Consider the following 24,012-nt stretch of genomic DNA (forward strand, 5'->3'; position numbering starts at 1 on the left):
ATGAAAAATGGCGGAAATTAAAGTACCTGAATTAGCGGAATCGATCTCGGAAGGAACGATTGCTCAATGGCTAAAGCAGCCGGGCGATTATGTGGAGCAGGGAGAGTACCTGTTAGAACTTGAAACAGATAAAGTCAATGTCGAACTGACAGCCGAAGAATCTGGTGTACTGAAAGAAGTGCTGAAAGATTCTGGTGACACTGTACAAGTTGGAGAAGTCATTGGAACAATTGCAGCAGGTGAAGCTGGCGGAAGCGAGTCCGCAGCTCCAGCACCTGAGCAAGAGTCTGCACCAGCTTCGAAAGAAGAACCGGCAGCTGCCCAAAAAGAAGAAGCAGTGAAAGAAGAGCCGAAATCTGGTAATGGCAGAACCATCGCTTCTCCTGCAGCTAGAAAACTGGCGAGAGAGAAGGGACTAGACTTATCTGAGATTCCAACCGTAGATCCGCTGGGCAGGGTACGAAAGCAGGATGTCGCTTCTTATCAAAAGAATGAAGCACCTGCAAGTGCACCGAAAGCCGCGCCAAAAGCAAATGCTGCGGTGCAAAATGAGCAACCAGGAAAGCCAGTTGAACGTGAGAGAATGTCACGCCGCAGACAAACGATTGCAAAACGTTTAGTTGAGGTTCAGCAAACGGCTGCGATGCTGACGACATTTAATGAAGTGGATATGACGGCCGTGATGGACTTAAGAAAGCGCCGTAAAGATGCCTTCCTTGAACAAAATGATGTAAAGCTTGGCTTCATGTCCTTCTTCACAAAAGCAGTTGTAGCAGCACTGAAGAAATATCCGCTGCTTAACGCAGAAATTCAAGGTGATGAGCTCGTCTTGAAGAAATTCTATGACATCGGCATCGCCGTTGCTGCTAACGAAGGACTTGTCGTACCGGTTGTCCGTGATGCAGACAGATTGTCGTTTGCAGGGATTGAAAAGGAAATTGGTCATCTTGCGAAAAAAGCAAGAGATAACAAATTGTCTCTGAATGAGCTACAAGGTGGATCATTCACGATCACTAACGGTGGAACATTCGGTTCACTGCTTTCAACACCAATTTTAAACAGCCCTCAAGTTGGAATTTTAGGTATGCATAAAATTCAGCTTCGTCCTGTGGCAATTGATGAAGAACGTTTTGAAAACCGTCCGATGATGTATTTAGCTCTTTCTTACGACCACCGAATTGTCGATGGTAAAGAAGCAGTTGGATTCCTTGTCACGATTAAAAACTTGCTTGAAGATCCGGAGCAGCTATTGCTTGAAGGATAATCTTCAATTTGAAAAGCTAGCACCCGTTAAGGTGCTAGCTTTTTTTCTTTTTCATTTTCAGGATTTCCTTTTTTTGACCAATATGTTGCAAGCCAGGAACCAGATAAATTATGCCACACACTAAAAATGGCACTTGGAACGGCTGCAAGTGGCGAGAAGTGCGCTGTTGCTAGAGCTGCACCGAGTCCAGAGTTTTGCATGCCAACTTCGATCGAGATCGCTCTACGAGAAGGGATATCCATTTTGCACCACTTTGCGATCAGGTAACCAAATAAAAGACCAAGTCCATTATGTAATATAACAACGGCCAATATCAGCAGTCCAGATTGAAGAATCTGCTCTTTATTTGCACTGACAACCGCAGCAATGATCACCACAATTCCAGCAACAGATACAAGCGGCAGTGCTTGAACCGCATATAATACTTGTTTTTTAAAAAACAATTTCACAAGAATACCTAAAATAATAGGGATTAAGACAACTTGTACAATGGATAAAAACAGAGCCTCTGGTGATACAGGTAACCAAGATCTTGCAAAAATTAAAATGAAAACAGGGGTTAAAAACGGCGCAAGCAATGTTGATATGGTGGTTACAGCTACAGATAAAGCTGTATTTCCTTTCGCCAAAAAGGTCATGACGTTCGATGCTGTACCGCCTGGGCAGCAGCCTACGATAACAACTCCTACTGCGATTTCAGACGGAAGCCGCAGTCCGTAAGCTAACAAAAAGGCAAGAAGCGGCATGAGTGTGTACTGCGTCAGCACCCCGATCAGAACATAAAGAGGTTTTCGAAACAGTTCTTTAAAATCTTCAGCGGACAAGGTAAGCCCCATTCCAAACATAATAATACCGAGTAAAAAAGGAATATACGGTCCAATCTTAGAGAATTCGGCAGGAAAGGCAAATCCAAGAAGTGCAAAGACAATGACCCAAATCGCAAAGGTCCTTCCTGCAAAGTGACTAATAGTTAAAAGAATCTTCATTTATTGTTTCAACTCTCTTTCCTTACATATCTTTTTTATTTTAAACGAATTTTCTGAAAAAACAACCCATTCTTTATAAAGGCGATCATAATAAAATTATGTAAACTAAATTGAATTAAAAACCCCCATATAAGCATTTGCCTATATGGAGTATCGTCTTAAAAAGGGGTCCATTTCACTTGCTGAGCTTGCTTTAGTCGTGCTTCTGGCTCACGCCAGTCAACGACATTCCACCAACGGTCTACATATTGTGCTTTTTCATTCAGATATTGCAGATAGTAGGCATGTTCCCATACGTCAAGAGCTAGAAGAGGGATCACATCCCATTGTGATAGAAATTGATGGCGTTCGGCTTGTAAAATCTCTAATCGTTGAGATCTTGGTGCCCATACAAGAATGGCCCAGCCAACACCTTCTACTTGTTTGGCTGCAGCTGAAAATTGGGATTTGAATGCATCATAGCTTTCAAATGATTGTTCAATGAGACGCAGCATTTGTCCAGTGGGCTTTCGTTTTCCTGAAGGACTCATAGAAAACCAAAAAATGCAATGTAAATAGTGTCCCGCACCATTGAAGGCAAGCTCCCGTTCCCAATGCTTGATCATTTTAAAATCATTGGTTCTTCTCGCTCTTTTTAAGGCAAGCTCAGCTTGATTCAGACCATCAACATATGATTGATGATGTTTCTGGTGATGCAAATACATAATCTCTTTTGAAATAAACGGTTCTAGTGCATCATACCGGTAAGGGAGCGGAGGTAATTTATGGTCGCCAGCTGCCACATCCCGCATTGCTTCTAGTAATTTCATATCCTCTGCAATACTTTCAGCCAATTCGTACCACTCTTCTTCACTGGAATATTCATCATTCATGATGAACGATAAATGTTCTGTTTTCTGACGGATGTTGTCATCTTGAACTGCACCTTGAATGGAGCTAAGCCAATCTTTAAGCTGCATGCGATATTCTTCCTTATTCATTTTTACGCCTCATTTCTTCTAAAAATGTGGAACAAGCCATCATTGGAAAGACAAATGGATAGCTATGATAGGTGATGTAAAATTGCTTTGGAAGACCAATGCCTACTGGATAGTGCAAGGCTTCACTCGAGTGCTGATGATGAATCAAAAATGAGATGGCTTTTAAAATTATTGTGTGATCCGGCTTCTCATATTGTAAAAGTGCCTCAGCAGCCCAAGCCGTTTGAACCACTGTTCCAAATGGGAGCGGGACATATCTTTTTACCTCTGCACTTTTACACGATTCTCCGAAGCTGCCATCTTCCAATTGAATTGTTTTTAAAAATCGACACGCTTTTTGAACAGCAGGATGCGATGAGGGGATGCCAGCAGCCTTTAGTCCTGTTAATGCAGCCCAGGTTCCATAAATATAGCAAACACCCCATCTGCCAAACCATGATCCGTTGTTCTCTTGATGATCAAGAAGCCATTTTACGCAATGATCTTTTTGCCTTTGCATGAGTGGTGACATGTTGTTCTCTTCAAGACCGATGAGATGAAGCACACGACCTGTAATATCAGGAGTAGATGGGTCAATGGCCGCATCCTCAGCAGATTCGAGCGGAAGATGACGAAGCAAGAAGTGATCTTGATTTTTTTCAAAAGCAGAAAAGCCGCCATCACGGTTTTGCATGGAAAGAAGCCAATCAAACCCTCGTTTCCACTGAACGGGTGCGTAGATGTGAGGAATGGCTTTTAACACAATTTGCGTATCATCACAATCAGGGTTATTTGTGTTCAAATCTGAAAAACCAAAGCCTCCCGGAGCCGCATGCCGGTTATGAATCGCCCAATCTGCTTTCTTCATTTGCTGCCGGTTCAATAAGTACGTAAAAGACTTTTCGATAACTGGATCTTCTTGTGTTCTGCCTGCTCGCTGAGAAGCATAACTGACAAGCGCTGTATCCCAAACTGTGGATGTAGAATTCTCAGCATATTTCCTGCCCCCACAGTCAGTGACTATCTTTTTCATCCCTTTAACTGCTTTTAAAATGAGATGATGCCCAGGAGAGTATCCCAGACTCATGAGTGCATAGACCATAAAAATACTGGCACTTAAATAGCTGTACAGCGTGCCATCTTTTTCAAGTCGGTCAAACATATACCGCTTCGCTGCCTCATACCCGAAAAAGTCGAGGCGGCTGTCGAGTGCTGTATACGACCGCATGTACGCTAGAAAGTGGTGAGTGGAACGTTCTTCTCTTGCCATAAACCAGTCAAAAGGACTTTTAGACATGTTCGCATCAAGATGTGCTAAGCTTGGAAACTTTTCATGAGAGGTATATCGTTTGTTGAGTGCAATCATCATTGGGACAAAATGAATTCTTGCATATGCACTAAGATGATAGAAGTGCAGCGGAAAGTATGTAGGGATGAGTAAAAATGAAAGTGGCGCATAGAAGTATGGCCAAGGGTGCATGCCATTGACGGCAAGCATCCACTTTGTCATAAAATGAACGTCTTTTAATCCGCCTTTTGATCGAATAAAGTGTGCTGCTTTTTCCATATGAGGCTCATCTTGTTGAAACCTGCCTGAAACAAGCATTCCACAATAGCCTTGCACAGTCGCTGTTACATGTCCCGATTGATCATGATACAAAGAAAAAGAACCATCCTCATTTTGCTTTTCGCGAATCGCTTCTGCCAATTGATGAACCAACGCCTGATCCGAATCGCCAACAGCCTTTAACAGCATAATCAAAAAAGCATTTGTCATCATTGGGCCTTCAAAGCAGAAGACAAAAGCGCCATCTTCTCGTTGTCTGCGCTGCATTTGCATGTGCAATTCATCAATAAATTCGTTTACTTTCGTTTTGAAATCTTGCATATTCGGCCTTGCTCCTTTCCTTTATTACTATATTCAGGAGCCTGCCTGTCACATGCAATCACAAAAAAGCCGATGACATGGTCACCGGCTTTATAGGCGTCATTAGTCTTGGAGATTAATCCACACACTTTTGACTTCTGTATAGTTGTTAAGGGCGTATGTTCCCATTTCTCTGCCAAGACCTGATTGCTTGTATCCTCCAAATGGGGATGCAGCATCAAAGACATTATAGCAGTTGACCCAAATCGTGCCTGCTTCAAGACGTGCAGCAATATCATGGGCATGCTTTAAGTTTTCTGTCCAAAGTCCTGCGGCTAATCCATAATCAGACTGGTTGGCTCTTTCGACCACTTCATCAATGGAATCGTATGGAATGGCAGATAAGACAGGGCCGAAGATTTCTTCTTTTGCGATGGTCATGTCATCTTCTACATCTTTAAAAACAGTAGGGGAGACAAAATAGCCAGCCTCATAAGGGCAATCGCCACCGACAACGGCTGTTGCACCTTCAGATTTACCTTTTTCAATATAGCCTAACACGCGCTCGTGCTGTTCTTTACTTACAAGAGGTCCGATTTGCGTATCTTGATGAAGACCGGCGCCTTGCTTGAGTGATGTCGCATATTTGGCCATTTGATCGACAACCTCATCATATTGGCTCCGGTGAACAAAGACCCTAGAACCTGCAGAGCACACCTGGCCTTGGTTAAACATGACACCATTTAGAGCACCTGGAATGGCTTTCTTTAAATCGGCATCTGGCAAAATAATATTAGGTGATTTTCCGCCAAGTTCTAATGTGACCCTCTTAATGGATTTGGCTGCTTTCTCCATAATGAGTTTCCCAACACTTGTTGACCCCGTGAAGGCAAGCTTGTTTACATCAGGGTGATCGGTTAATGCGTTCCCAGCAGTTTCACCAAATCCAGGAACGATGTTAATCACACCTTCTGGGAAGCCGGCTTTATCCACTAATTCAGCTAAATAAAGAGCAGAGAGGGGTGTTTGTTCTGCTGGTTTTAAAACGATGGTGCAGCCAGTTGCAAGTGCAGCACCCATTTTCCACATGGCCATGAGCAGCGGGAAGTTCCAAGGAATGATTTGTCCTACAACGCCAACAGGCTCATGACGGGTATAATTAAAGTACCCTTGACTGACAGGAATGGTTTGTCCGCTTATTTTGGTCGTCCAGCCCGCATAATAGCGCATATGCTCAATGGCGAGAGGGATATCTGCATTTGTTGTTTCATTAATTGGTTTTCCGTTATCTAATGTTTCAAGCTGTGCGAGTTCTTCTTGGTTTTCTTCCATTAGATCGGCAAGCTTGAACATGAAGCGGGCGCGTTCAGCGGCAGATATGGAGCGCCAAGGACCATGAAAAGCTTTTTTTGCAGCTTTTACTGCCTCATCAATGTCTTTTGCACCTGCTTCATATACATCAATAAGGGTTTCACCTGTGGCCGGGTTAGGAGTCGAAAAGGTTTTGTTATCGTGACTTGTGACAAACTGACCGTTAATGTAGAGTTTTTTCGTCCCTTGGAGAAAAGATTCGAGTTTTGAACTAATTTGAAGTGTTGTAGAGCTCATAAATAAACAAACCTCCTTAAAGATATGGATTGTTCTGCGAGTTCTAGGTGGAAAAGCGGACCTGAAGCAAATGAACCAGTATACGCACACATATGTAAACGTATACATTTATCATATTACACGACATGTTTGAAAGCAATCCATAACACTCATTGCATTTCACGAAAAATTGGCTACAATAAATGTATAGATGAAAAAAGGAGTTTTTAAATTATGATCCATCAAAACTGGCAAACGGCTCAAACGTTAAAGCAAGTAAAATGTATACATACGAATGCGAAAAAATATATGGTCGATCGAGCACTAACGGTTGGAAGCACATATGAAGTGAAAAATGAGACAGAAGAATTCCTGTTTGTCGTTGATAATACAGGTAAAGTAGGCGGGTATTATAAAGAGTATTTCGAAGACATTTCTGCTGAATGATTTTAGTGATCATCACTCATACTAAGAAAAACAGTAAAGGGTGATGATGATGAAAAAGAAGCAAACAGACGAGCAGAATAATCAAAATGCTTGGCATGATCACGAAGATGCTGATATGGCGATTACGCTTGAGCAGATTTCCGATGTATATGCCGAGGGAACCATTGATACACCAAAAGACGAATAGCCCAGATTGTTGACAAAGTGCTAAAATGATCTTTATTTTAGCACTTTGTCTTCTTTTTCAGCGTGACATGAAAACCTTTGCGGTCTAGGAAGGACGAGTACCGGAGCGGAGCGAATTTGACATTCGTGAGCACCGGCGCGCAGGACTGACAAAGAATGCGAGGGTTTGTCTACACGCTGACAGTGATTTGAAAAAATCACTGTTTTTTTATTGGTAACATTCAGCAATTTTTCTCAAAAAGAACTGAAACTTTTTTCCTGCTTTAACTGTCTAAATAAGTAGAGGAAAGAGCATCGAATCAAAAAGAAAAAGTTAAATGAAATTTAATCTATTCGTAATGGAATAACGACCATTTATAGCGTATTCTATAAGTGAGAATAAAACGTACCCACAAGAGCGTGCGTCCGTTTTTTCATAAAGGAATTTGATGGAGGAAGAGGGGGTTTACGTGGGTATTTTTTCTGTCAGTAAACAAAATGATAAGAAATTCGAATCCTTACTAATTGAAGGGGAAAGAATTGAGGCTGTTTACAGACTGCGTAACGACCAAATTTGTTTCACCAATAAACGACTGATCTTTGGCGATAACCGCGTATTTTCTAAGAAGAAAGTCAGGGTCTCCTTGCCGTATCGATCAATTGAAAGTTTTGCCATTCAAGAAGCTGGCGTGTTTGATCAGGACACAGGTATGCTGCTTGTCACAAGCTCAAAAGTATTTGAACTCGATTTTTCGAAAGAGACGGATTTGAGTGATGTGCAAGCCATTTTGACAAAACATCTTTGCTGATCAACCTTGCGATTACATAGATCATGCACTTTTCTCATTCTACTTATTTTAATAGATCGCACATTGCCTGAGCCCTTACCCATATTTTCTGGGAAGGGCTTTTTTTGTTTAGGTGTTTGAATGATAGCAAAAAAGGATAAAGATGAAACAGATACAGAAAGGAGAATGAACAATGAAAGTATTAGTTGCTGGAGCAAATGGACATACAGGCAGGCTCGTCATTCGTTATTTAAAAGAAAAAGGACATGAGCCGCTTGCTCTCATTCGAGATGAAAAACAAGCGGATGCGCTAAAGGAACTTGGTGCAGCGCCTGTCATCGGTGATCTTGAAAAGGATGTGACAGATGCTGTGAAACAAGCAGATGCTGTCATCTTTGCAGCTGGTTCAGGCTCAAAAACAGGTGCAGATAAGACGATTGCAGTGGATCAAGAAGGTGCAAAACGCCTTGTCGACACAGCGAAAAAAGAAAACATTCAGCATTTTGTTATGCTGAGTTCCTATAATGCCGATGATCCAAACCAGGGAAAAGGGCAAGGAAGTATGGAAATTTATTATGAGGCGAAAAGAAAAGCAGATGAACACTTAAAACAGTCTGGGCTTTCCTATACCATCGTCCGCCCAGGTGCCTTGCTGCATGAGGAAAAGACAGGAAAGATTGAAGCTGCGGAGCATATTCCAGATGATCAAAACATTGAGATTTCAAGAGAGGACGTAGCCGCTGTACTTGTGGAAAGCTTAACGGAATCCAATGTGAAAAATAAATCCTTTGACTTGATTAAAGGGGATAAACCAGTAGAAGAAGCACTTCGCACCATGTAAGAGAAGAAAGCTGCTGCCAAAAAGGCGGCGGCTTTTTTGATGTTTTCAATTCCCTTGCAGCGGGAAGGTAATGAGAAAGGAGTGATTGACCGTGGGCTTAACGAAAGAACAAAAAGCTGATTTATACGAAAGATTGAATCAATTAAAGGGAGATGTAAAAGGATCAAAAAAGAAAGAAGAATCTATGCTAAGTGAATCCAGCGAGATTTCAAATGGTGTTGGGAACCATATCGCTGATCATGGGAGCATCTATTTAGACCGCATGACAGAACAAACGCTGGATCAAGTTGATGGCGAGCTTGAAGACGAAATTGATGCAGCACTGAAACGAATGGAAGACGGAACATATGGGATATGTGAGAAAACAGGGAAAGACATTCCATATGAACGTTTAAAAGCAGTCCCCTATACACGTTATTCAATCGATGCGAAGAAAAACGAAGAAACGACTCAAGACCCAAACGAGTTTGACCGTAATTTCTCTGATCAAATGCGTGATTTAACAAATAGGGAAACAATGGATCAGATGCATTCAGATACGTATGAACGATTAGAGGAAGAGCAGGATGTTGACATAGACGAAGAAAAATAGGATAATAAGTTGAAGTTACATTTTTTCAGAATAATGTTTTCTTATGTGTGCAAGGACAAATATCTTGTATATATAAGTATTTCTTAGAAAAAAGATCTCTTGAAATTTAATAAACTTTCGTGTAATATAGTTTAAAGGCTGCGATGCGCGTAATGTTAATTAAGTTTTAACCTTTAAGCTGTAATAGGGAGTTTTATATTGAAGCCGGAATGTCATGCCTCCTTAGAGAGGAAGACAGGAACGTTTCTGCAAACACCCACTTTGAGGAGTGGTGGTTTAAAACTTTCTTACTTAGATTACGGCATCCGCAGCTTTTCCTAGGATGATTCAAGCCATTTTCCATTTCGGAAAATGGCTTTTTATTTTGTGAAAATGCGAAATTGGACAGATCGCCTGTAGAGGCAAGAATATATGTTAAAATGGACAAAACTAATGACGGAGAGGGAATTGGATGTTAGAACAAGCAGAAGCACTCCTGAAACAATACTATGGCTTTGATGTCTTTAGAAAAGGACAGAAACAAGCCATTGAAGCGATTGTAAATAAACAAAAGGATACTGTCTGCATTATGCCGACAGGCGGTGGGAAGTCAGTTTGCTATCAGATCCCTGCCCTCATGATGGAAGGTACAACGATCGTTGTATCTCCGCTTATTTCTTTAATGAAGGATCAGGTCGATGCGTTAAATGAGATGGGAATACGTTCTTCCTTTTTAAACAGCACACTTTCCGCAGCTGAAATGAATGAAAGGCTGAAAAAATGCGAAAATGGGGAATATGAGCTGCTTTATATCACACCTGAACGCTTACAAAATGAACGTTTTTTTCAGCTGCTGGATCGGTTAACGATCCCTTTAATCGCGATTGATGAAGCGCACTGTATATCTGAGTGGGGGCATGATTTTAGGCCAAGTTATCGCTTCATTCAAGAATGCTTGAACAAGCTGTCAAAAAGGCCGGTGATTGTCGCATTAACAGCTACAGCGACGAAAAAGGTTCACCAAGATATATGTGAACAGCTTGGCATGAACGGAGAAGAAACCATCTTTACTGGGTTTGCTAGAGAAAATTTGTCCTTTCAAGTGATCAAAGGGGAAAATAGTGACCGTTTTATCACACAATATATGAAGAAAAACAGTCTTGAGTCTGGCATTATTTATACAGCAACTCGTAAAGAAGCGGATAACATTTATAATCGACTAAAAAAACAAAAGATCAAAGCTGGCGTTTATCATGGCGGATTGGATGACCATACGAGAGAAGAGCAGCAAAACCTGTTTTTAAATGATGACATCCAGGTTATGGTCGCTACATCAGCATTTGGCATGGGAATCAATAAGTCGAATGTACGTTTTGTGATCCATCATCAAATTCCAAGGGATATTGAAAGCTACTATCAAGAAGCTGGGCGTGCCGGCAGAGACGGGCTTGAAAGTGAGTGCATTTTACTGTTTTCACCACAAGGCGTAAGAGTGCAGCGCTTTCTCATTGAGCAGTCAACAGAAGATGAGGTGCGCTATCAGCATGAACTGCTTAAATTAAGGCAAATGGTGGACTACTGTCATACCGAGCAATGTCTGCAGCAATTTGTGATGGACTATTTTGATCAAACAGCTAGTTCGCCTTGCGGTAAATGCAGCAACTGCCTTGATGAGAGAGAGCGTGAAGAGGTCACAAGAGAAGCACAGATGGTGTTATCTTGTACAGTGAGGATGAATGAGCGATTCGGTAAAATGATGATAGCCCAAGTACTGGCAGGCTCTAAAAACAAAAAAGTGCTTGAGCTAGGTTTCGACCGTCTCCCTACATATGCTTTAATGAAACAACATTCGGCTCAGCAAATCAGTGACTTCATTGAATTTTTAATTACAGAAGAGTATTTGCACATGTCTGAAGGTGCTTACCCAACACTTAAGGTGACCCATAAAGGGAAGAAAGTGTTAGTTGGACAAGAGACAGTGTATAAAAAGCAGGCGATCAAAGCAGAGGCCATTCAAGAAAATGATGCATTATTTGAGCGATTGAGATCGCTGAGAATGAAGCTAGCCAGAGAGCAAGGTGTCCCGCCGTTTGTTGTTTTTTCTGATCAAACATTGAAGGAAATGTCAGCTGTAGAGCCTCAAACAGATGAAGAATTACTCCAAATTAAGGGGATTGGCGCTCAAAAAAGAGAGAAATACGGAGATGTTTTTTTAGAAGAAATTCGTTTATTTATAGAAAAAGAGAAAAAATAAAGTGTTTAAAGAAGAAAAATAAATTTTTTTCGCTGCACTTGGACACGTTTTCATCAGGTCGTTTTCGATCCTTTTAAAACCTTGATATGGCGGGGAATCAAGCCGTTTTGTGGGCTGATTTACCAATGGAGAGAGATGTTTCATGTAAAGGAACTGTAATCTAAAACATATCGTTTTGTTATTGAAATGACATTTACATATGTTACGATAGCACTCGTTAGCCGCCATAAAAAGCTAACAAGGGAGGATTTACTTTATGAAGAAGACTATTATGTCCTTGGTTGCTGTTGCAGCAATCTCAACAACAGCATTTGGAGCGCAGCAAGCTTCTGCAAAGGAAATCACTGTGAAGAAAGGTGATACACTTTGGGGAATCTCTCAAAAAAATGATGTGTCTCTAAAAGACCTAAAGGGTTGGAACAATTTATCTACTGATATGATCTATGTAGGTGATAAATTGACAATCTCTTCAAAAGAGAAAACTCAGGAGCAGTATAAAGTCCAGAAGGGGGACAGCCTCTGGAAAATCGCTCAAAAATTCAATGTGTCAATTAGCGATATTAAGTCTTGGAATAACTTAAACTCAGATATAATTATGGTTGGTTCAACACTAAGTGTTGCTGGTCAAAGCTCGGCTCCGGTAAGCTCAGAACCTGTTCAAAAACAGGAACCTGTCCAAAAAGAGCAAACAACGAAAAAAGCTGCTCCTAAAAAGGAAACAGCTAAAGCAGAATCATCTTCTGCTAGTCAAAGTGTACAAAAAGAAATGACTGTTACGGCTACGGCTTATACAGCAAATGATGGTGGCATCTCAGGTATCACTGCAACAGGGGTAAACTTAAACAAAAACCCAAACGCAAAAGTCATTGCAGTAGATCCTAATGTCATTCCACTAGGAAGTAAGGTTTATGTTGAAGGCTACGGTGAAGCCATCGCAGCAGATACTGGCGGCGCAATTAAAGGTAACAAAATTGATGTACATGTACCAAGCAAATCCCAAGCGCAAAATTGGGGCGTAAAATCAGTCAAAGTAAAAGTACTTAACTAGTAAACAATTGTTTTTTGGAAGAAAGCATCAGGTGGCGGCCTGATGCTTTTATTATACCCTTTTTTTGGTCAAAAATACACATATTTTTCTGAAAAGTTTGCATTTTCGACAAAAAGCAGCGCATATCTTATGATACACGCTGGTTTTTGTCGTTAGCTGTCCACCCAATAAATTTCTCCGCTTTGTTCTTTCCAATTGATTTGGACATCAAATTGATGTTTTTCATAAAAATGAATCAAGCGGTCCACGTGATTCCAGTCCCTTTTGACGAGGTCGCCAGTAATCACTGGTATGTTCTGCTCTCTTGCGATTTCTTTTAAATGCTTCATACAGATGGAGCCGTACCCATTATCTGGCGGGCCTTTAATATCGGCAATATGAATCTTTCCTTCTTCAGGATATTCCGCAATTAAGGAAAAATCAGATTGTCCGCGATAAGCTTTTTCACAATCGCTCAACATAATTTTACATGTATCTGCACTTTCAATGGCAGAGACGATCATCCACTCATCTTCTTTCGCTTGATCGATGCCAATGATTTTTGCTTTTTTCGAAATATCTTTCATATTTTCTTGCATTCGATACATTTGGAACTGCAATTGCTGTAATTCTTGCTCTAACGTCTTCACATCTTTGGCTGTTTCCTGTAAAATTGACAAGTCCATTACTCCTTTCATATCAGAAATGATAAAAATCACATAAATTCCAATTCTAAAGGAAGTGGATGGATCTTTCAAGCCGTTAGAACGCCTGCAACCCTTAAGTTTGTCTAAAATTCGACGAAGACAGCGAATTCATTGACTTTATAGAGAAAGTTAAATAACATACTCTTAGTCGGAACTAATAAAGAGAGGTTTTCAAACATGAACGAACAGAATCAAAAACCGAAAAATTTCACTGGTATTGTGATCATTTTAACAATTGCCATAAACGGATTAATCGCTTTATTATTTTTAATGCCAAAATCAGATAAATTTAGTCATCTGGATATTACATTTTTGCCGTTACTTAATGCCGTGATGAACAGCTTTACGTTTATCTTTTTACTTTCAGCACTCATCATGATTAAACAAAAGAACATTAAAGCGCATAGACGATTTATCTTTGCTGCATTTTCAACGACACTTGTCTTTTTAATTTCGTATGTGACATATCATTCAATGGCAGCTGATACCCATTTCGGAGGAGAAGGGATCATCCGTCCAATTTACTTCTTTATTTTAATCACACATATCGTCTTATCAGCTGTAATTGTACCGCTTGCCCTGATTACTCTTTTTAGAGGTGCACAGATGCAAGTCGAGCGTCACCGTAAAATTGCCCGCTGGACAATGCCGCTATGGCTTTATGTCAGTCTCACTGGCGTCATTGTGTATATGATGATTTCTCCATACTACAGCTAACGTATGCCCAACTGGACATACGTTCTTTTATTTACAAGAGGCAGTGCTTTGGATAAAATGGGAATTGGGTATCCGACTTGCACGGTATCTTCCCATCTATAGACTCACATCATTTCTGGCCGTTTGCTCGTTTGGAGAACAACAATTGAACGAAACGGGGGTTATATGATGACTGAACAACTGCATTATAAACCGGGGCTTGAAGACATTGTGGCAAGCGAAACGTCTATCTCATACTTAGATGTGCAGCAAGAAGAAATTGTAATTCGCGGGTATGACCTCATCGAGTTGGCACAAAAAAAGACCTATTTAGAAACAGCCTATCTGCTTATTTATGGAAGATTACCAGATACCATGGAATATCACCAATTTCAGCAAGACATTTCCTCACAAACTAACTTACATCCAACCATTCAAACCATTTTAACAAAGCTGCCAAAAACCACTCATCCTATGGATGCCATGAGAACGTGCATATCTGCTCTTAGTGGGTACGATGATGCATTACATGATCGATCAGAAGCGTGCCAGCAAAGGCGTGCTGTTCGATTACTCGGCCAGCTGCCGGCCATTGTTGCTGGAAGCTATCATATTCTCACAAAAGACGCCGCTATTTCTCCAGATCAGACCAAATCCTACACTGAAACCTTTTTAGCCATGCTCACAGGACGTACTCCAACACAAGACGAAATCACCGCTTTTGACCAAACACTCACATTATATAGTGAACATGAACTGCCTAATTCAACGTTTGCCGCTAGAGTCATCGCATCCACACATTCTGACATGTATGGTGCTTTTACTGGAGCGATTTCTTCATTAAAAGGTGACTTGCACGGGGGAGCGAATGAAGCTGTCATGCACATGCTTCTCGAAGGAAAAACAACGGAAGGATTCCTTGCGCTGATTGAACGAAAATTAGCCGCAAAAGAAAAAATGATGGGCTTTGGCCATAGGGTATACATGAGAAAAATGGACCCAAGAGCCGCTCTTTTAAAACGATCATTGAAAACGCTTACGGAATCAAAGGGAGATACAACGCTTTATGACATGTGTGTAGCAGGAGAGGCATACATGAAAGAGAAGAAAAACCTCTATCCGAACCTTGATTATTACGCTGCACCTATTTATTACGTGCTCGGGATTCCAATTTCACTTTATACACCGATTTTCTTTGCTGCAAGAGCTAGTGGATTAGCTGCCCATGTCATTGAACAGCATTTGCATAATCGCATTTTTAGACCGAGAGTCCGGTATTTAGGGCCAAGAGGATTAAAAGTCTCAGATGATGATAGAAAAACGGGGGAATGAACATGAATAAAACAGCAGTCGCCAATCAAACGGATCAGCTATTGGAAGAAATCGCAGCCTATGCAGTAGACGGGGAGATTACGAGCAAAGAAGCCATTGAAACAGCGCGGTATGTACTGATAGACACACTCGGCTGCGGAATGCTGGCGCTCAATTTTCCGGAATGTACGAAGCATCTTGGCCCCATCGTACCTGGTACCGTTGTGCCTAACGGAGCAAGAGTTCCAGGCACTTCGTTTGTGCTAGATCCTGTTCAAGCGGCTTTTGATATAGGCTGTATGATTCGCTGGTTAGATTATAATGACACGTGGCTTGCAGAGGAGTGGGGACATCCGTCAGATAACTTAGGCGGAATATTAGCTGTAAGTGATTACATCAGCAGAACGCGGCTTGCAAACGGTGAAGAGCCGCTTTCGATGAATGACGTACTGCATGCGATCGTCAAGGCACATGAAATTCAAGGTGTGCTCGCTTTAGAAAATTGTCTGAACCGAAATGGCTTGGATCATGTGTTATTTGTCAAAGTGGCAACAAGTGCTGTTGTGTGTGCATTGCTTGGCGGAACAAAGGAAGACGTGCAGCATGTTTTATCGCAAGCGTTTGTTGATAATTCTCCGCTTAGGACGTATCGCCACGCCCCAAACACAGGATCAAGGAAATCGTGGGCAGCGGGTGATGCAACAAGCCGCGGGGTAAGACTGGCAATGATGACACTAAAAGGGGAAATGGGCTATCAAACACCGCTTAGTGCTGAGAAGTGGGGCTTTGAAGATGTTCTTATGCAAGGAAAATCTCTCACACTCGCTCAGCCGCTAGGATCATACGTCATAGAAAATGTGCTTTTCAAAATTGCTTATCCTGCTGAGTTTCATGCCCAGACGGCTGCAGAGGCCGCTATGATGCTGCATGATGCTGTAAAAGATCGATTAGATGACATTGACCGGGTAGAGATTACAACACATGAATCAGCGATTCGGATTATTGATAAGAAGGGGCCACTGTATAACCCAGCAGACCGCGATCATTGCTTGCAGTATATTACCGCGATTGGATTGATCTATGGTGAGCTGACAGCTGACCATTATGAAGAAGAAATGGCGCAAAATCCGGCCATTGATCGTCTCCGGGATCAAATGGTCGTCAAAGAAGATAAACGTTATACAGCAGATTATTTAGATCCGAAAAAGAGATCAATAGCAAACTGTGTGCAGATCTTCTTTAAAGACGGGACGATGACAGATCGAATTGAAATTGAATACCCGCTTGGTCATCGCAGAAGAAGGCAGGAAGGCATTCCGCTGCTTGAAAAGAAATGGCTCTATCATTTGAAGACGAGATTTCCACAAAAACAAGTGGATCAAATTGTGTCACTCTGTCAAAATCCAAATCAATTAAAAACAACAACCGTACCATCATTTATGGACCTATTCGTCATATAAGGGGGAACTAGTGTGTGGATCGTGAATGATGAATCAAGTCAAGCAGATTTAGCCGCAGCCTTTAAAGAACAAATGCACAAATCAGCTTTATTTCAAATCCCAGGCGTTCACGATGGAATGTCTGCGCTTTATGCAAAAAAAATGGGCTTCCAAGGGCTCTATTTATCTGGCGCCGCTTTTTGTGCCAGCAAAGGACTGCCTGATCTCGGCATGATCCATTCAACGGAAATGGCTGAAAAAGCGAAGGAAATCATTCGAGCTTCTCAGCTGCCGCTTTTGGTCGATATGGATACTGGCTATGGCGGCGTATTGAATGCTGCAAGGGCGGCCAAAGAAATGGTAGAGAGCAAGGTGGCAGCTGTTCAAATTGAAGATCAGCAAATGCCGAAAAAATGCGGACATTTAAACGGAAAGTCGCTCGTTCCAGTAGAAGAGATGATCGCGAAAATCAAAGCCATCAAACAAGCGGCACCAACGCTTTTGGTGATTGCAAGAACCGATGCAAAGTCTGTAAACGGGATGGAGGATGTCATCCGCAGAGGCAATCTTTATCTCGAAGCAGGAGCTGATGCTATTTTTCCTGAGGCGCTCATTACAGCTGAAGACTTCACGCATGCGTCAAGCAGCATAAAAGGACCTCTTCTTGCAAATATGACGGAGTTTGGTAAGACACCTTATTATCATGCAGACGAATTTTCGATGTTTGGATTTCAGATGGTCATATACCCTGTGTCATCACTTAGAGTCGCTGCAAAAGCGTATGAGCGTTTATTTACAGAAATCATGGAGAAGGGGACGCAGCAAGGAATGCTGAAGGACATGCAAACGAGAAAAGAGCTGTATGAAACGATTCAATATGAGGAATATGAGGAAATGGATCAGCATTTAGCGAAAACGATCCTGCCGGAAATCGGGAAAGAACAGCGATAAAATGAAAAGCACTTCCTAAACGGAAGTGCTTTTTTACGATGATGGTGTGGATGATGAAGCCAATTTCATCTTTTCTTCAACTGTTTTCGTTTTTTCTTTTACTTTTTCAGCATAAGTGAAATCACCGTAGCAATACGGATAGCGGAAGTTATCTTTGTTGCCTCCGCACGTATAGACTTCGGGGTTTTGTTTCACTTGCTTTTTGGAGTATTGCTTTGCCAATTTCTCGGAATGTTTTCCCCCGTTTTTTGCAACAAAATCAATATAGCCGATTCCCATATTATAGCTTTGAATAATGGTTTCCAAATCAACGCCTTTTTTCTTCCCATGCTTGTACATAGTAGAAAAATGATGGACTCCTTGTCTAATGCTTTTCTGAGGGTCATTGATTTCATTTCGTTTCAAACCAAGAGATTCAGAGGACTGCATTGGATCTCCGCCTCTGCCTTTTGATTCTTGATACATCATACCGAGGATTAACGCGGTATATTGATCTAAATCTTGATCTCTTAGCTCTGTTTCTACAAGCGGCTTGTAATCATCCAATCTCGACAAAACAATTGATTCCGTATCAATCGGCAGCTTTTTTAATTCCTTTTGATTAAAGGACATGACAATGGCTGCTAATACGAAAACAAACAGAAAAATCGTGAAGCAGCCTGAAATGGCAAAACATCCTGTTTTTTTCTTTTTCAAGGTCAGTTCACCCCTGTTTTGCCCCGCTTTTAAAAGGGAAGTACAGCCTTTTTATTATGCCATATCCTGCACAGGATACCAAGTGAAAACCTTATAATCAATCATACCCAAATGTAAATTCGGGTCTTGTTTTCAATCTGTAGCAGAAATAAACAAAACCGATAATCAGCCAAAGCATACCAATGATTAATGCATTTGTACTGATGCTCGTTAACAGCCAAATACAAAAGGCCGTCCCGCACAGAGGGATCAATGCGTATCTCAATGTATTGAGTACACCTCTTTGTTTTTGTCTGACGAAATAGTACGCAAAAACAGACAAGTTCACAAAAGTGAATCCAATCAACGCGCCGAAGCTGATAAAGGAATAAATGACTTCAAGTTCGCCAACGACTGCGGTTAAGGAGAAAGCACCAATTAATAAAATATTAAAAACAGGGGTTTTTAATCTCGGATGAATATATCCGAAGAAACGCTTCGGTAACGACTCATCTCTACCCATTGCATATAACAGCCTTGCTGCACTTGCATGTGACGATAAGGAAGAAGAGATGACAGCGACCATTGTGCCAGCTAAAAAGAACGAGTGGAGAAATGCGCCCCCCACAAATTCCGCAATTTCAAGTGAGGCAGCATCGGGATGCTTGAACTGTTGAAAATTTGGAAATACCTGCTGCAAAAAATAAGACGTCAAGGTAAACAGTACGCCTCCAATGGCGACGGTTAAGAAGATGGCAAGTGGGATCGTCTTTTTTGGCTTAATGGTTTCCTCAGACATGGTCGAAATTGCATCAAATCCTAGAAACGAAAAACATAAAATAGTCGCTCCTGAAAAAATAAGCGCTGGTTCTAAGCTCGCTGAATAAAAAGGCCGGGCGGACAATAATTCTCCACTTCCAGCGTTTTGTGTGAGCCCATAAATAACAAACCCAACAAAAGTGACGGCGACAATGACCTGGAAGGTCACAAATAGTGCCGTGATGTTGGCTGTAAGCCGAATACCGATTACATTGACAGTCGTTATGGCGATAGCAAGTATGATGATCCAAATGTAATGAGGTACATCAGGAAAGGCTGCGGTTAAATAAGCACTTCCGATCGCAAAATTCACCATAGGCAAAAATAAATAATCCAGTAAAAGTGTCCAGCCCACAAGGAAGCCGACATGAGGATGAATACTTTTTTGCGCATATGTATAAGCAGATCCTGCTTTTGGAAAAGCCTTCACCATATTCCCATAGCTAAGCGCTGTCAATAGTAATGCAAGTAACGTAAATATATAAGCTGCAGCGACGTGTCCTTTCGTCAGCTGAGCAACAATGCCGTATGAATCAAATACGACAAGTGGATCCATATAAGCAAGCCCGATCACAACAAGTGGAAAGACAGTCAGGCTGCGTTTTAGTCTTGGCTCTTCAGTCAATTTGCCTATCAGCTCCTCTAAAAAAATGAATAAATAATGCTCATTTTAAAAAGAATGCTACCAAGTGTCAATGCTATTTGAGTAAATCTTTTTTCTAAAGTGTGCCCGCTTTGCATGCCGGACGTTTTGGTATATGATGATACAGAGAATAAGTCGTGATTTGACGGACAAGAAAGGTGAAGCAAAATGAAGGAAGAACTGAATACAAATCAAGAACAGGAACGGATGGAGCTGGATGAAGAAAGTCTATTTCTTGTCTCCCAAACCTTTAAAGCTTTATCTGATCCGACTCGTATTCGAATTCTGCACCTGCTGTCTCAAGGTGAACACTCGGTAAATGATATAGCAGAAACACTGAATCTCATGCAATCAACCGTTTCTCATCAGCTGCGCTTTTTAAAAAACCTTCGTCTCGTGAAATCTAGACGAGCAGGGACCTCGATTTTTTACAGCCCTGAAGATCAGCATGTGATGGAAGTGCTTGAACAGATGATTCACCATGCACAGCACGATTGATAAAAAACCTTCCTACGCCTATAGGAAGGTTTTTATGCATGATGCACATGTGACGATCGTTTACTTGCTTTCATCATGTGATAAGAAAAAACAACATAGTAAGCAGCTAAAAGAAAAAAGCTGAGCATGGTCATCGCATCATCGCTCACGATATGCTGATATAGTTCAACGACACTGATCTTGGTCATCGAATGGTTTGTCAGCTCAACCAGCTTAAAACTAAGCCTGGATAAAAACAAACATAAAATGAAGCTTTCAATCCATTTACTCGTTTTCATATACAGCCGGCCATTTTCTTCTTTCATTCGAATCGTCTGATAGGCATGAATAGCCAGGCTGCTTCCAAAAAGCATGCCAATAGCGGCATAGATGAAGATACTGTGATTTTGCCATCCTTCTGATAGGAGAATAAGGGCAGAGAGACCAAAGATATACATTCTCATCAAAAGACTGATGGGGCGTACAAGCTGATAGCGTCTCATTCGATTCATTCGAATCATGATGCAGATCAACATAATGCTCCCAATCATGAACAACTGCCACACGTTATGTGTCATGATGCAACCTCCTCCTGCACGTGCAGGGATGTAAACGAATGCTGGCTGTTACTTATCTTTACCATTCTTTCTTTTTTTATCAAAACAAAACCTACATTTATGAAAAAGAGGAAAAGTCATGAAAATCGACCGCATTTTATCTATTGTGATGCTGCTCATTAGCAAGAAGCAAGTACAGGCGAAAGATCTTGCTGAACTCCACGAAGTGAGCGTGAGGACCATTTATCGTGATATTGATACCATCAATCAAGCGGGAATCCCTATTGTGACAACCCAAGGAGCAGGTGGAGGCATTTCACTTGTTGAGGACTATCGTTTAGAGAAAAAATTATTTACCGATGATGACATCGAGGTCATTTTAACAGCCCTCGAAAGCATGACGAGTGCGTACTCCTTTAAAGAAAGTGAGCATGTACTGAAAAAAATCAAATCGCTCATTCCCACGCATACGGGTGAGAGCGAAAAACAGCATCATGTCTTCATTGATTTAAGCTCCTGGGGAAAAGACAGCCAGGCTGAGCAGAAGCTCCAGCTCATCCATACAGCTGCCTCAGCGCACCAATATATTCAGTTCACCTATCGCAATGCGAAAGGCGAAACACTTCCACGCAAAGTGGAGCCTTATACGCTTGTTTTAAAAGGAAGGCATTGGTATTTGTATGCGTTTTGTTGTGTGAAAAAAGCTTTTCGTCTGTTCAAGCTGACCAGAATGACGGGTCTTGTCACCATTTCAGGATATTTCCAACCGAAAAGAATCAAAAACGAAGAGAAGCCTTGGAATGACTCTTGGCAAGAACAACCATCGGTCAGCTCTGTCACGCTCAGGTTAACGGAAGCATCAGTGGGCAAAGTGAAGGAATGGGTGGATGAGAACGAATTGAACGTATGTTCAGACGGAAGCTATCTTGCCACCATCACTGTACCTCAAGATGATTGGTTAAATAGTTTCCTATTCCTTTTAGGTCCAGATGTCGACATTCTTTCCCCGAAGCATGTCAAAGAAGCGTTTGATCTCCAGTTGAAACAATTTCTCAAACGAATGGAAACTTGACACAATGTTGTCAGGTTTCTTTTTATATGATAGAAAAAAAGGAGATGAGAATGTATGTACGATATCGTGACATTAGAGAAACAATGGATGAAAGGGTTGTCTGTTCGAACAACAAACGAAATGGAGCTGACAAAAGAGCGGAAGATTGCACCTCTTTGGCAGCAATTTTTTGCGCAGCAGCCTCACGGGGGACAAGCGCCCGTCATAGGGCTGTATTCAGATTATGAAAAAGATGAGCATGGCTCTTATTTATTCACAGCGGGACACTTTGTGGATCAGCACTTAGAACATGTAAAAGAGATTCCCTCGTCCACGTACGCAAGATTTCGAACGAGAAAGGGGCCGATTGAAGAAGTTGTGCTTGAAACATGGCAGCAGATTTGGAATTGGGATCAGCGTTATTTTCGCACATATACAGGGGATTTTGAATGGTACGATGAAAGGTCTATTGATCCAAAAGAAGCGCAAATCGATATTTATATTGCGGTCGATGAAAAAATAGTTGCTAAAACTAATAGTATTAGTTAATATAAAACTAACAACATTAGTTTTGGGGGGACACTTGATGAGATTGACAACTTTTGACCGTCTGCACCAGCTCACATTGATGCCGCGATTATTTCCGGTAAATTGTTATGTATTTGAGGAAGAGAATGGGCTCATCTTAATTGATGCTGCTTTAAAAATGGCAGCAAAGCCGATCATCGAATTTGCCCGTCAAAAGAACAAACCCATACACAAAATTATTCTCACCCATAGTCATATGGATCATATAGGCGCATTAGATGAAGTGAAAAAAGTTTTTCCAGAGGCAGTCGTCTATTTATCAAAACGCGATGCCCGCCTATTTGAGGGTGACTTATCCTTGCTTCCTGGCGAACCCCAGCAAAAAATCAAAGGCAGTTTTTCGAGAAATATTCACACAAAACCGGATGTGCTTGTCGAAGAAGGAGATGAGATTGGGCCGCTGAAAGTCATTGCGACACCAGGGCACACACCTGGCAGCATTTCCTTATACGATGGAAGGTCAGGAGTTGTGATTGCTGGGGATGCCTTTGTAACAAAAGGCGGCTTATCAGTAACGGGTGAATTTCGCTGGACCTTTCCGTTCCCGGCCTTTGCTACATGGGATGCAGAAACCGCACTCAATAGCGCCGAAAAATTACTGGCACTTCGCTTATCCTGTCTTGCTGCAGGACATGGCGATCTCATCATAAAACCTCATGAAAAGCTGCAAGCTGCCGTTCGTAAAAGGCAGCAGCAGCTGAAGAAAGGGGAGCAGTAAACCGTGTCTCCAAGAATGGGTATCACGCAAGAAAAAATTATGGATACAGCAGCTGCATTTGTTGATGAAGAGGGGTTTTCTGCATTGACCATTGCTACATTGTCTAAAAGGCTGAACATCAGACCGCCTTCCCTTTATAATCACGTATCCGGTCTTCATGAGATTCAGGCGGCACTCGCAGTAAAAGGGCTGTCCATGCTTTGTGAAGAAGGCATACACGTAACAGAGGGGCTGGATAAAGAAGAAGCTGTTTTAGCCTTCGCCAGGCAGTATGTTGAATTTGTCCGGGAACATCCAGGTCTCTATGAAGCTGCCTTTTCACATATGGATGAGCAAAAAGTAAGAAGCGAGGCAGAGCGCCTTGCTGAATTTGTCCAATCCATCATGTCCCGCTTTGGTGTAAAAGAAGAAGAGATGACACATGTGGTAAGAGGACTAAGAAGCTTATTGCACGGCTTCGGTGATATTTCAAATAAAAAGGGATTTCAACGAAAAGAACAGCTTGAAGACAGTGTGAGCTATGCGGTCAGGCTTTATATCTCAGGTGTGTTGCAAAAAGAAGATCTGTCTCATTGACAGGTCTTTTTTTTGCAGTGAATAGATATCTTAAAAGGGCGGCCGTCT

Annotated in this window: 25 protein-coding genes and 1 other RNA gene; 18 read left to right on the top strand and 8 right to left on the bottom strand. The window is 41.6% G+C overall.

Annotated elements, in window-relative coordinates:
• Positions 1–7 precede the first annotated feature (7 nt).
• Positions 8–1,264 (top strand): 2-oxoglutarate dehydrogenase complex dihydrolipoyllysine-residue succinyltransferase, encoded by a 1,257-nt coding sequence (gene odhB / locus C6Y01_RS00255; RefSeq protein ID WP_034660924.1) that lies wholly within the window; start codon positions 8–10, stop codon positions 1,262–1,264.
• A 26-nt stretch (positions 1,265–1,290) separates the two neighbouring features.
• On the opposite strand, the gene C6Y01_RS00260 is transcribed toward odhB, so the two are convergent.
• The 4 genes from C6Y01_RS00260 to C6Y01_RS00275 form a co-directional block, all read right to left on the bottom strand.
• On the bottom strand, positions 1,291–2,250 hold the full coding sequence (locus C6Y01_RS00260) for a bile acid:sodium symporter family protein (protein ID WP_034660923.1): 960 nt from the start codon (positions 2,248–2,250) through the stop codon (positions 1,291–1,293).
• A 158-nt stretch (positions 2,251–2,408) separates the two neighbouring features.
• Positions 2,409–3,230: a superoxide dismutase gene (locus C6Y01_RS00265; protein ID WP_034660922.1), complete on the bottom strand. Its 822-nt coding sequence runs from the start codon at positions 3,228–3,230 to the stop codon at positions 2,409–2,411.
• Positions 3,223–5,097 (bottom strand): terpene cyclase/mutase family protein, encoded by a 1,875-nt coding sequence (locus tag C6Y01_RS00270; RefSeq protein ID WP_106037674.1) that lies wholly within the window; start codon positions 5,095–5,097, stop codon positions 3,223–3,225. Before C6Y01_RS00270 ends, C6Y01_RS00265 begins: the two co-directional genes overlap by 8 nt.
• Positions 5,098–5,199: 102 nt before the next feature.
• Positions 5,200–6,684, bottom strand: a complete 1,485-nt coding sequence (locus C6Y01_RS00275) for an aldehyde dehydrogenase family protein (RefSeq protein WP_095285289.1) — start codon at positions 6,682–6,684, stop codon at positions 5,200–5,202.
• A gap of 213 nt (positions 6,685–6,897) precedes the next feature.
• Here C6Y01_RS00275 and C6Y01_RS00280 point away from each other — a divergent pair, with 213 nt between their 5' ends.
• From C6Y01_RS00280 to C6Y01_RS00315, 8 genes are all read left to right on the top strand, one after another.
• A complete protein-coding gene (locus C6Y01_RS00280) occupies positions 6,898–7,110 on the top strand; it encodes a DUF6501 family protein (RefSeq protein ID WP_012010250.1) in 213 nt (70 codons plus the stop codon).
• A 49-nt stretch (positions 7,111–7,159) separates the two neighbouring features.
• Positions 7,160–7,297: a DUF4025 domain-containing protein gene (locus C6Y01_RS00285; RefSeq protein ID WP_223249850.1), complete on the top strand. Its 138-nt coding sequence runs from the start codon at positions 7,160–7,162 to the stop codon at positions 7,295–7,297.
• Between the two features lie 448 nt (positions 7,298–7,745).
• A complete protein-coding gene (locus C6Y01_RS00290) occupies positions 7,746–8,084 on the top strand; it encodes a PH domain-containing protein (RefSeq protein ID WP_106037675.1) in 339 nt (112 codons plus the stop codon).
• 172 nt (positions 8,085–8,256) lie between these two features.
• The gene (locus C6Y01_RS00295; RefSeq protein ID WP_034660919.1) at positions 8,257–8,904 is read left to right on the top strand and encodes an SDR family oxidoreductase; all 648 of its coding nucleotides are present in this window, start codon (positions 8,257–8,259) and stop codon (positions 8,902–8,904) included.
• Positions 8,905–8,995: 91 nt separating this feature from the next.
• A complete protein-coding gene (locus tag C6Y01_RS00300) occupies positions 8,996–9,496 on the top strand; it encodes a TraR/DksA family transcriptional regulator (protein WP_034660918.1) in 501 nt (166 codons plus the stop codon).
• Between the two features lie 132 nt (positions 9,497–9,628).
• Positions 9,629–9,814, top strand: a non-coding RNA gene (gene ssrS / locus C6Y01_RS00305) — 6S RNA.
• 133 nt (positions 9,815–9,947) lie between these two features.
• Complete coding sequence (gene recQ, locus C6Y01_RS00310; protein WP_106037676.1) at positions 9,948–11,729, top strand: DNA helicase RecQ; 1,782 nt, start codon at positions 9,948–9,950, stop codon at positions 11,727–11,729.
• Positions 11,730–11,985: 256 nt separating this feature from the next.
• A complete protein-coding gene (locus C6Y01_RS00315) occupies positions 11,986–12,777 on the top strand; it encodes a LysM peptidoglycan-binding and 3D domain-containing protein (protein WP_034660916.1) in 792 nt (263 codons plus the stop codon).
• A gap of 152 nt (positions 12,778–12,929) precedes the next feature.
• Here C6Y01_RS00315 and C6Y01_RS00320 read toward each other — a convergent pair whose 3' ends face one another.
• Positions 12,930–13,442, bottom strand: coding sequence for a GNAT family protein (locus C6Y01_RS00320; RefSeq protein WP_034661967.1), 513 nt, complete (start codon positions 13,440–13,442; stop codon positions 12,930–12,932).
• Positions 13,443–13,640: 198 nt separating this feature from the next.
• Between C6Y01_RS00320 and C6Y01_RS00325 the strand changes: the two genes are divergently transcribed.
• From C6Y01_RS00325 to prpB, 4 genes are all read left to right on the top strand, one after another.
• Entirely contained in the window at positions 13,641–14,180 is a 540-nt protein-coding gene (locus tag C6Y01_RS00325) for a DUF420 domain-containing protein (RefSeq protein ID WP_003215636.1), read from the top strand.
• Positions 14,181–14,348: 168 nt separating this feature from the next.
• Positions 14,349–15,491: a citrate synthase gene (mmgD, locus tag C6Y01_RS00330; protein ID WP_095285285.1), complete on the top strand. Its 1,143-nt coding sequence runs from the start codon at positions 14,349–14,351 to the stop codon at positions 15,489–15,491.
• A gap of 2 nt (positions 15,492–15,493) precedes the next feature.
• Positions 15,494–16,930, top strand: coding sequence for a bifunctional 2-methylcitrate dehydratase/aconitate hydratase (locus C6Y01_RS00335; RefSeq protein ID WP_106037677.1), 1,437 nt, complete (start codon positions 15,494–15,496; stop codon positions 16,928–16,930).
• A gap of 12 nt (positions 16,931–16,942) precedes the next feature.
• The gene (gene prpB, locus C6Y01_RS00340) at positions 16,943–17,860 is read left to right on the top strand and encodes a methylisocitrate lyase (RefSeq protein WP_106037678.1); all 918 of its coding nucleotides are present in this window, start codon (positions 16,943–16,945) and stop codon (positions 17,858–17,860) included.
• Between the two features lie 33 nt (positions 17,861–17,893).
• Here prpB and C6Y01_RS00345 read toward each other — a convergent pair whose 3' ends face one another.
• Positions 17,894–18,556: a lysozyme family protein gene (locus tag C6Y01_RS00345; protein ID WP_034660911.1), complete on the bottom strand. Its 663-nt coding sequence runs from the start codon at positions 18,554–18,556 to the stop codon at positions 17,894–17,896.
• 97 nt (positions 18,557–18,653) lie between these two features.
• Positions 18,654–19,979: an APC family permease gene (locus C6Y01_RS00350; protein ID WP_034660910.1), complete on the bottom strand. Its 1,326-nt coding sequence runs from the start codon at positions 19,977–19,979 to the stop codon at positions 18,654–18,656.
• Positions 19,980–20,165: 186 nt separating this feature from the next.
• On the opposite strand from C6Y01_RS00350, the gene czrA reads away from it, so the two are divergent.
• Positions 20,166–20,495 (top strand): Zn(II)-responsive metalloregulatory transcriptional repressor CzrA, encoded by a 330-nt coding sequence (gene czrA, locus C6Y01_RS00355; protein WP_007500691.1) that lies wholly within the window; start codon positions 20,166–20,168, stop codon positions 20,493–20,495.
• Between the two features lie 32 nt (positions 20,496–20,527).
• Here the strand turns inward: czrA and C6Y01_RS00360 are convergent, their stop codons facing one another.
• A complete protein-coding gene (locus C6Y01_RS00360; protein ID WP_034660909.1) occupies positions 20,528–21,052 on the bottom strand; it encodes a CcdC protein domain-containing protein in 525 nt (174 codons plus the stop codon).
• A gap of 118 nt (positions 21,053–21,170) precedes the next feature.
• Between C6Y01_RS00360 and C6Y01_RS00365 the strand changes: the two genes are divergently transcribed.
• The 4 genes from C6Y01_RS00365 to C6Y01_RS00380 are packed head-to-tail and all read left to right on the top strand — an operon-like array spanning position 21,171 to position 23,964.
• Positions 21,171–22,103 carry a helix-turn-helix transcriptional regulator gene (locus tag C6Y01_RS00365; RefSeq protein WP_106037679.1) on the top strand — a complete coding sequence of 311 codons (933 nt, stop codon included), beginning with the start codon at positions 21,171–21,173 and terminating at the stop codon, positions 22,101–22,103.
• Positions 22,104–22,157: 54 nt separating this feature from the next.
• Positions 22,158–22,631 carry a GyrI-like domain-containing protein gene (locus C6Y01_RS00370; protein WP_095285282.1) on the top strand — a complete coding sequence of 158 codons (474 nt, stop codon included), beginning with the start codon at positions 22,158–22,160 and terminating at the stop codon, positions 22,629–22,631.
• A 37-nt stretch (positions 22,632–22,668) separates the two neighbouring features.
• Entirely contained in the window at positions 22,669–23,388 is a 720-nt protein-coding gene (locus C6Y01_RS00375; protein WP_106037680.1) for an MBL fold metallo-hydrolase, read from the top strand.
• 3 nt (positions 23,389–23,391) lie between these two features.
• Complete coding sequence (locus C6Y01_RS00380; RefSeq protein WP_106037681.1) at positions 23,392–23,964, top strand: TetR/AcrR family transcriptional regulator; 573 nt, start codon at positions 23,392–23,394, stop codon at positions 23,962–23,964.
• Positions 23,965–24,012: the final 48 nt, after the last annotated feature.

Origin of the sequence: Bacillus sp. NMCC46 (assembly GCF_002998465.1) — a bacterium.
Classification (GTDB): domain Bacteria; phylum Bacillota; class Bacilli; order Bacillales; family Bacillaceae; genus Bacillus.

What these genes read in the sequence shown, in the direction of transcription:
- odhB (WP_034660924.1), top strand. Translation starts at nt 8, where the DNA reads ATGGCGGAAATTAAAGTACCTGAATTAGCGGAATCGATCTCGGAAGGA.
- C6Y01_RS00260 (WP_034660923.1), bottom strand. Translation starts at nt 2,250, where the DNA reads ATGAAGATTCTTTTAACTATTAGTCACTTTGCAGGAAGGACCTTTGCG.
- C6Y01_RS00265 (WP_034660922.1), bottom strand. Translation starts at nt 3,230, where the DNA reads ATGAATAAGGAAGAATATCGCATGCAGCTTAAAGATTGGCTTAGCTCC.
- C6Y01_RS00270 (WP_106037674.1), bottom strand. Translation starts at nt 5,097, where the DNA reads ATGCAAGATTTCAAAACGAAAGTAAACGAATTTATTGATGAATTGCAC.
- C6Y01_RS00275 (WP_095285289.1), bottom strand. Translation starts at nt 6,684, where the DNA reads ATGAGCTCTACAACACTTCAAATTAGTTCAAAACTCGAATCTTTTCTC.
- C6Y01_RS00280 (WP_012010250.1), top strand. Translation starts at nt 6,898, where the DNA reads ATGATCCATCAAAACTGGCAAACGGCTCAAACGTTAAAGCAAGTAAAA.
- C6Y01_RS00285 (WP_223249850.1), top strand. Translation starts at nt 7,160, where the DNA reads ATGAAAAAGAAGCAAACAGACGAGCAGAATAATCAAAATGCTTGGCAT.
- C6Y01_RS00295 (WP_034660919.1), top strand. Translation starts at nt 8,257, where the DNA reads ATGAAAGTATTAGTTGCTGGAGCAAATGGACATACAGGCAGGCTCGTC.
- recQ (WP_106037676.1), top strand. Translation starts at nt 9,948, where the DNA reads ATGTTAGAACAAGCAGAAGCACTCCTGAAACAATACTATGGCTTTGAT.
- C6Y01_RS00315 (WP_034660916.1), top strand. Translation starts at nt 11,986, where the DNA reads ATGAAGAAGACTATTATGTCCTTGGTTGCTGTTGCAGCAATCTCAACA.
- C6Y01_RS00320 (WP_034661967.1), bottom strand. Translation starts at nt 13,442, where the DNA reads ATGGACTTGTCAATTTTACAGGAAACAGCCAAAGATGTGAAGACGTTA.
- C6Y01_RS00325 (WP_003215636.1), top strand. Translation starts at nt 13,641, where the DNA reads ATGAACGAACAGAATCAAAAACCGAAAAATTTCACTGGTATTGTGATC.
- mmgD (WP_095285285.1), top strand. Translation starts at nt 14,349, where the DNA reads ATGACTGAACAACTGCATTATAAACCGGGGCTTGAAGACATTGTGGCA.
- C6Y01_RS00335 (WP_106037677.1), top strand. Translation starts at nt 15,494, where the DNA reads ATGAATAAAACAGCAGTCGCCAATCAAACGGATCAGCTATTGGAAGAA.
- czrA (WP_007500691.1), top strand. Translation starts at nt 20,166, where the DNA reads ATGAAGGAAGAACTGAATACAAATCAAGAACAGGAACGGATGGAGCTG.
- C6Y01_RS00360 (WP_034660909.1), bottom strand. Translation starts at nt 21,052, where the DNA reads ATGACACATAACGTGTGGCAGTTGTTCATGATTGGGAGCATTATGTTG.
- C6Y01_RS00365 (WP_106037679.1), top strand. Translation starts at nt 21,171, where the DNA reads ATGAAAATCGACCGCATTTTATCTATTGTGATGCTGCTCATTAGCAAG.
- C6Y01_RS00370 (WP_095285282.1), top strand. Translation starts at nt 22,158, where the DNA reads ATGTACGATATCGTGACATTAGAGAAACAATGGATGAAAGGGTTGTCT.
- C6Y01_RS00375 (WP_106037680.1), top strand. Translation starts at nt 22,669, where the DNA reads ATGAGATTGACAACTTTTGACCGTCTGCACCAGCTCACATTGATGCCG.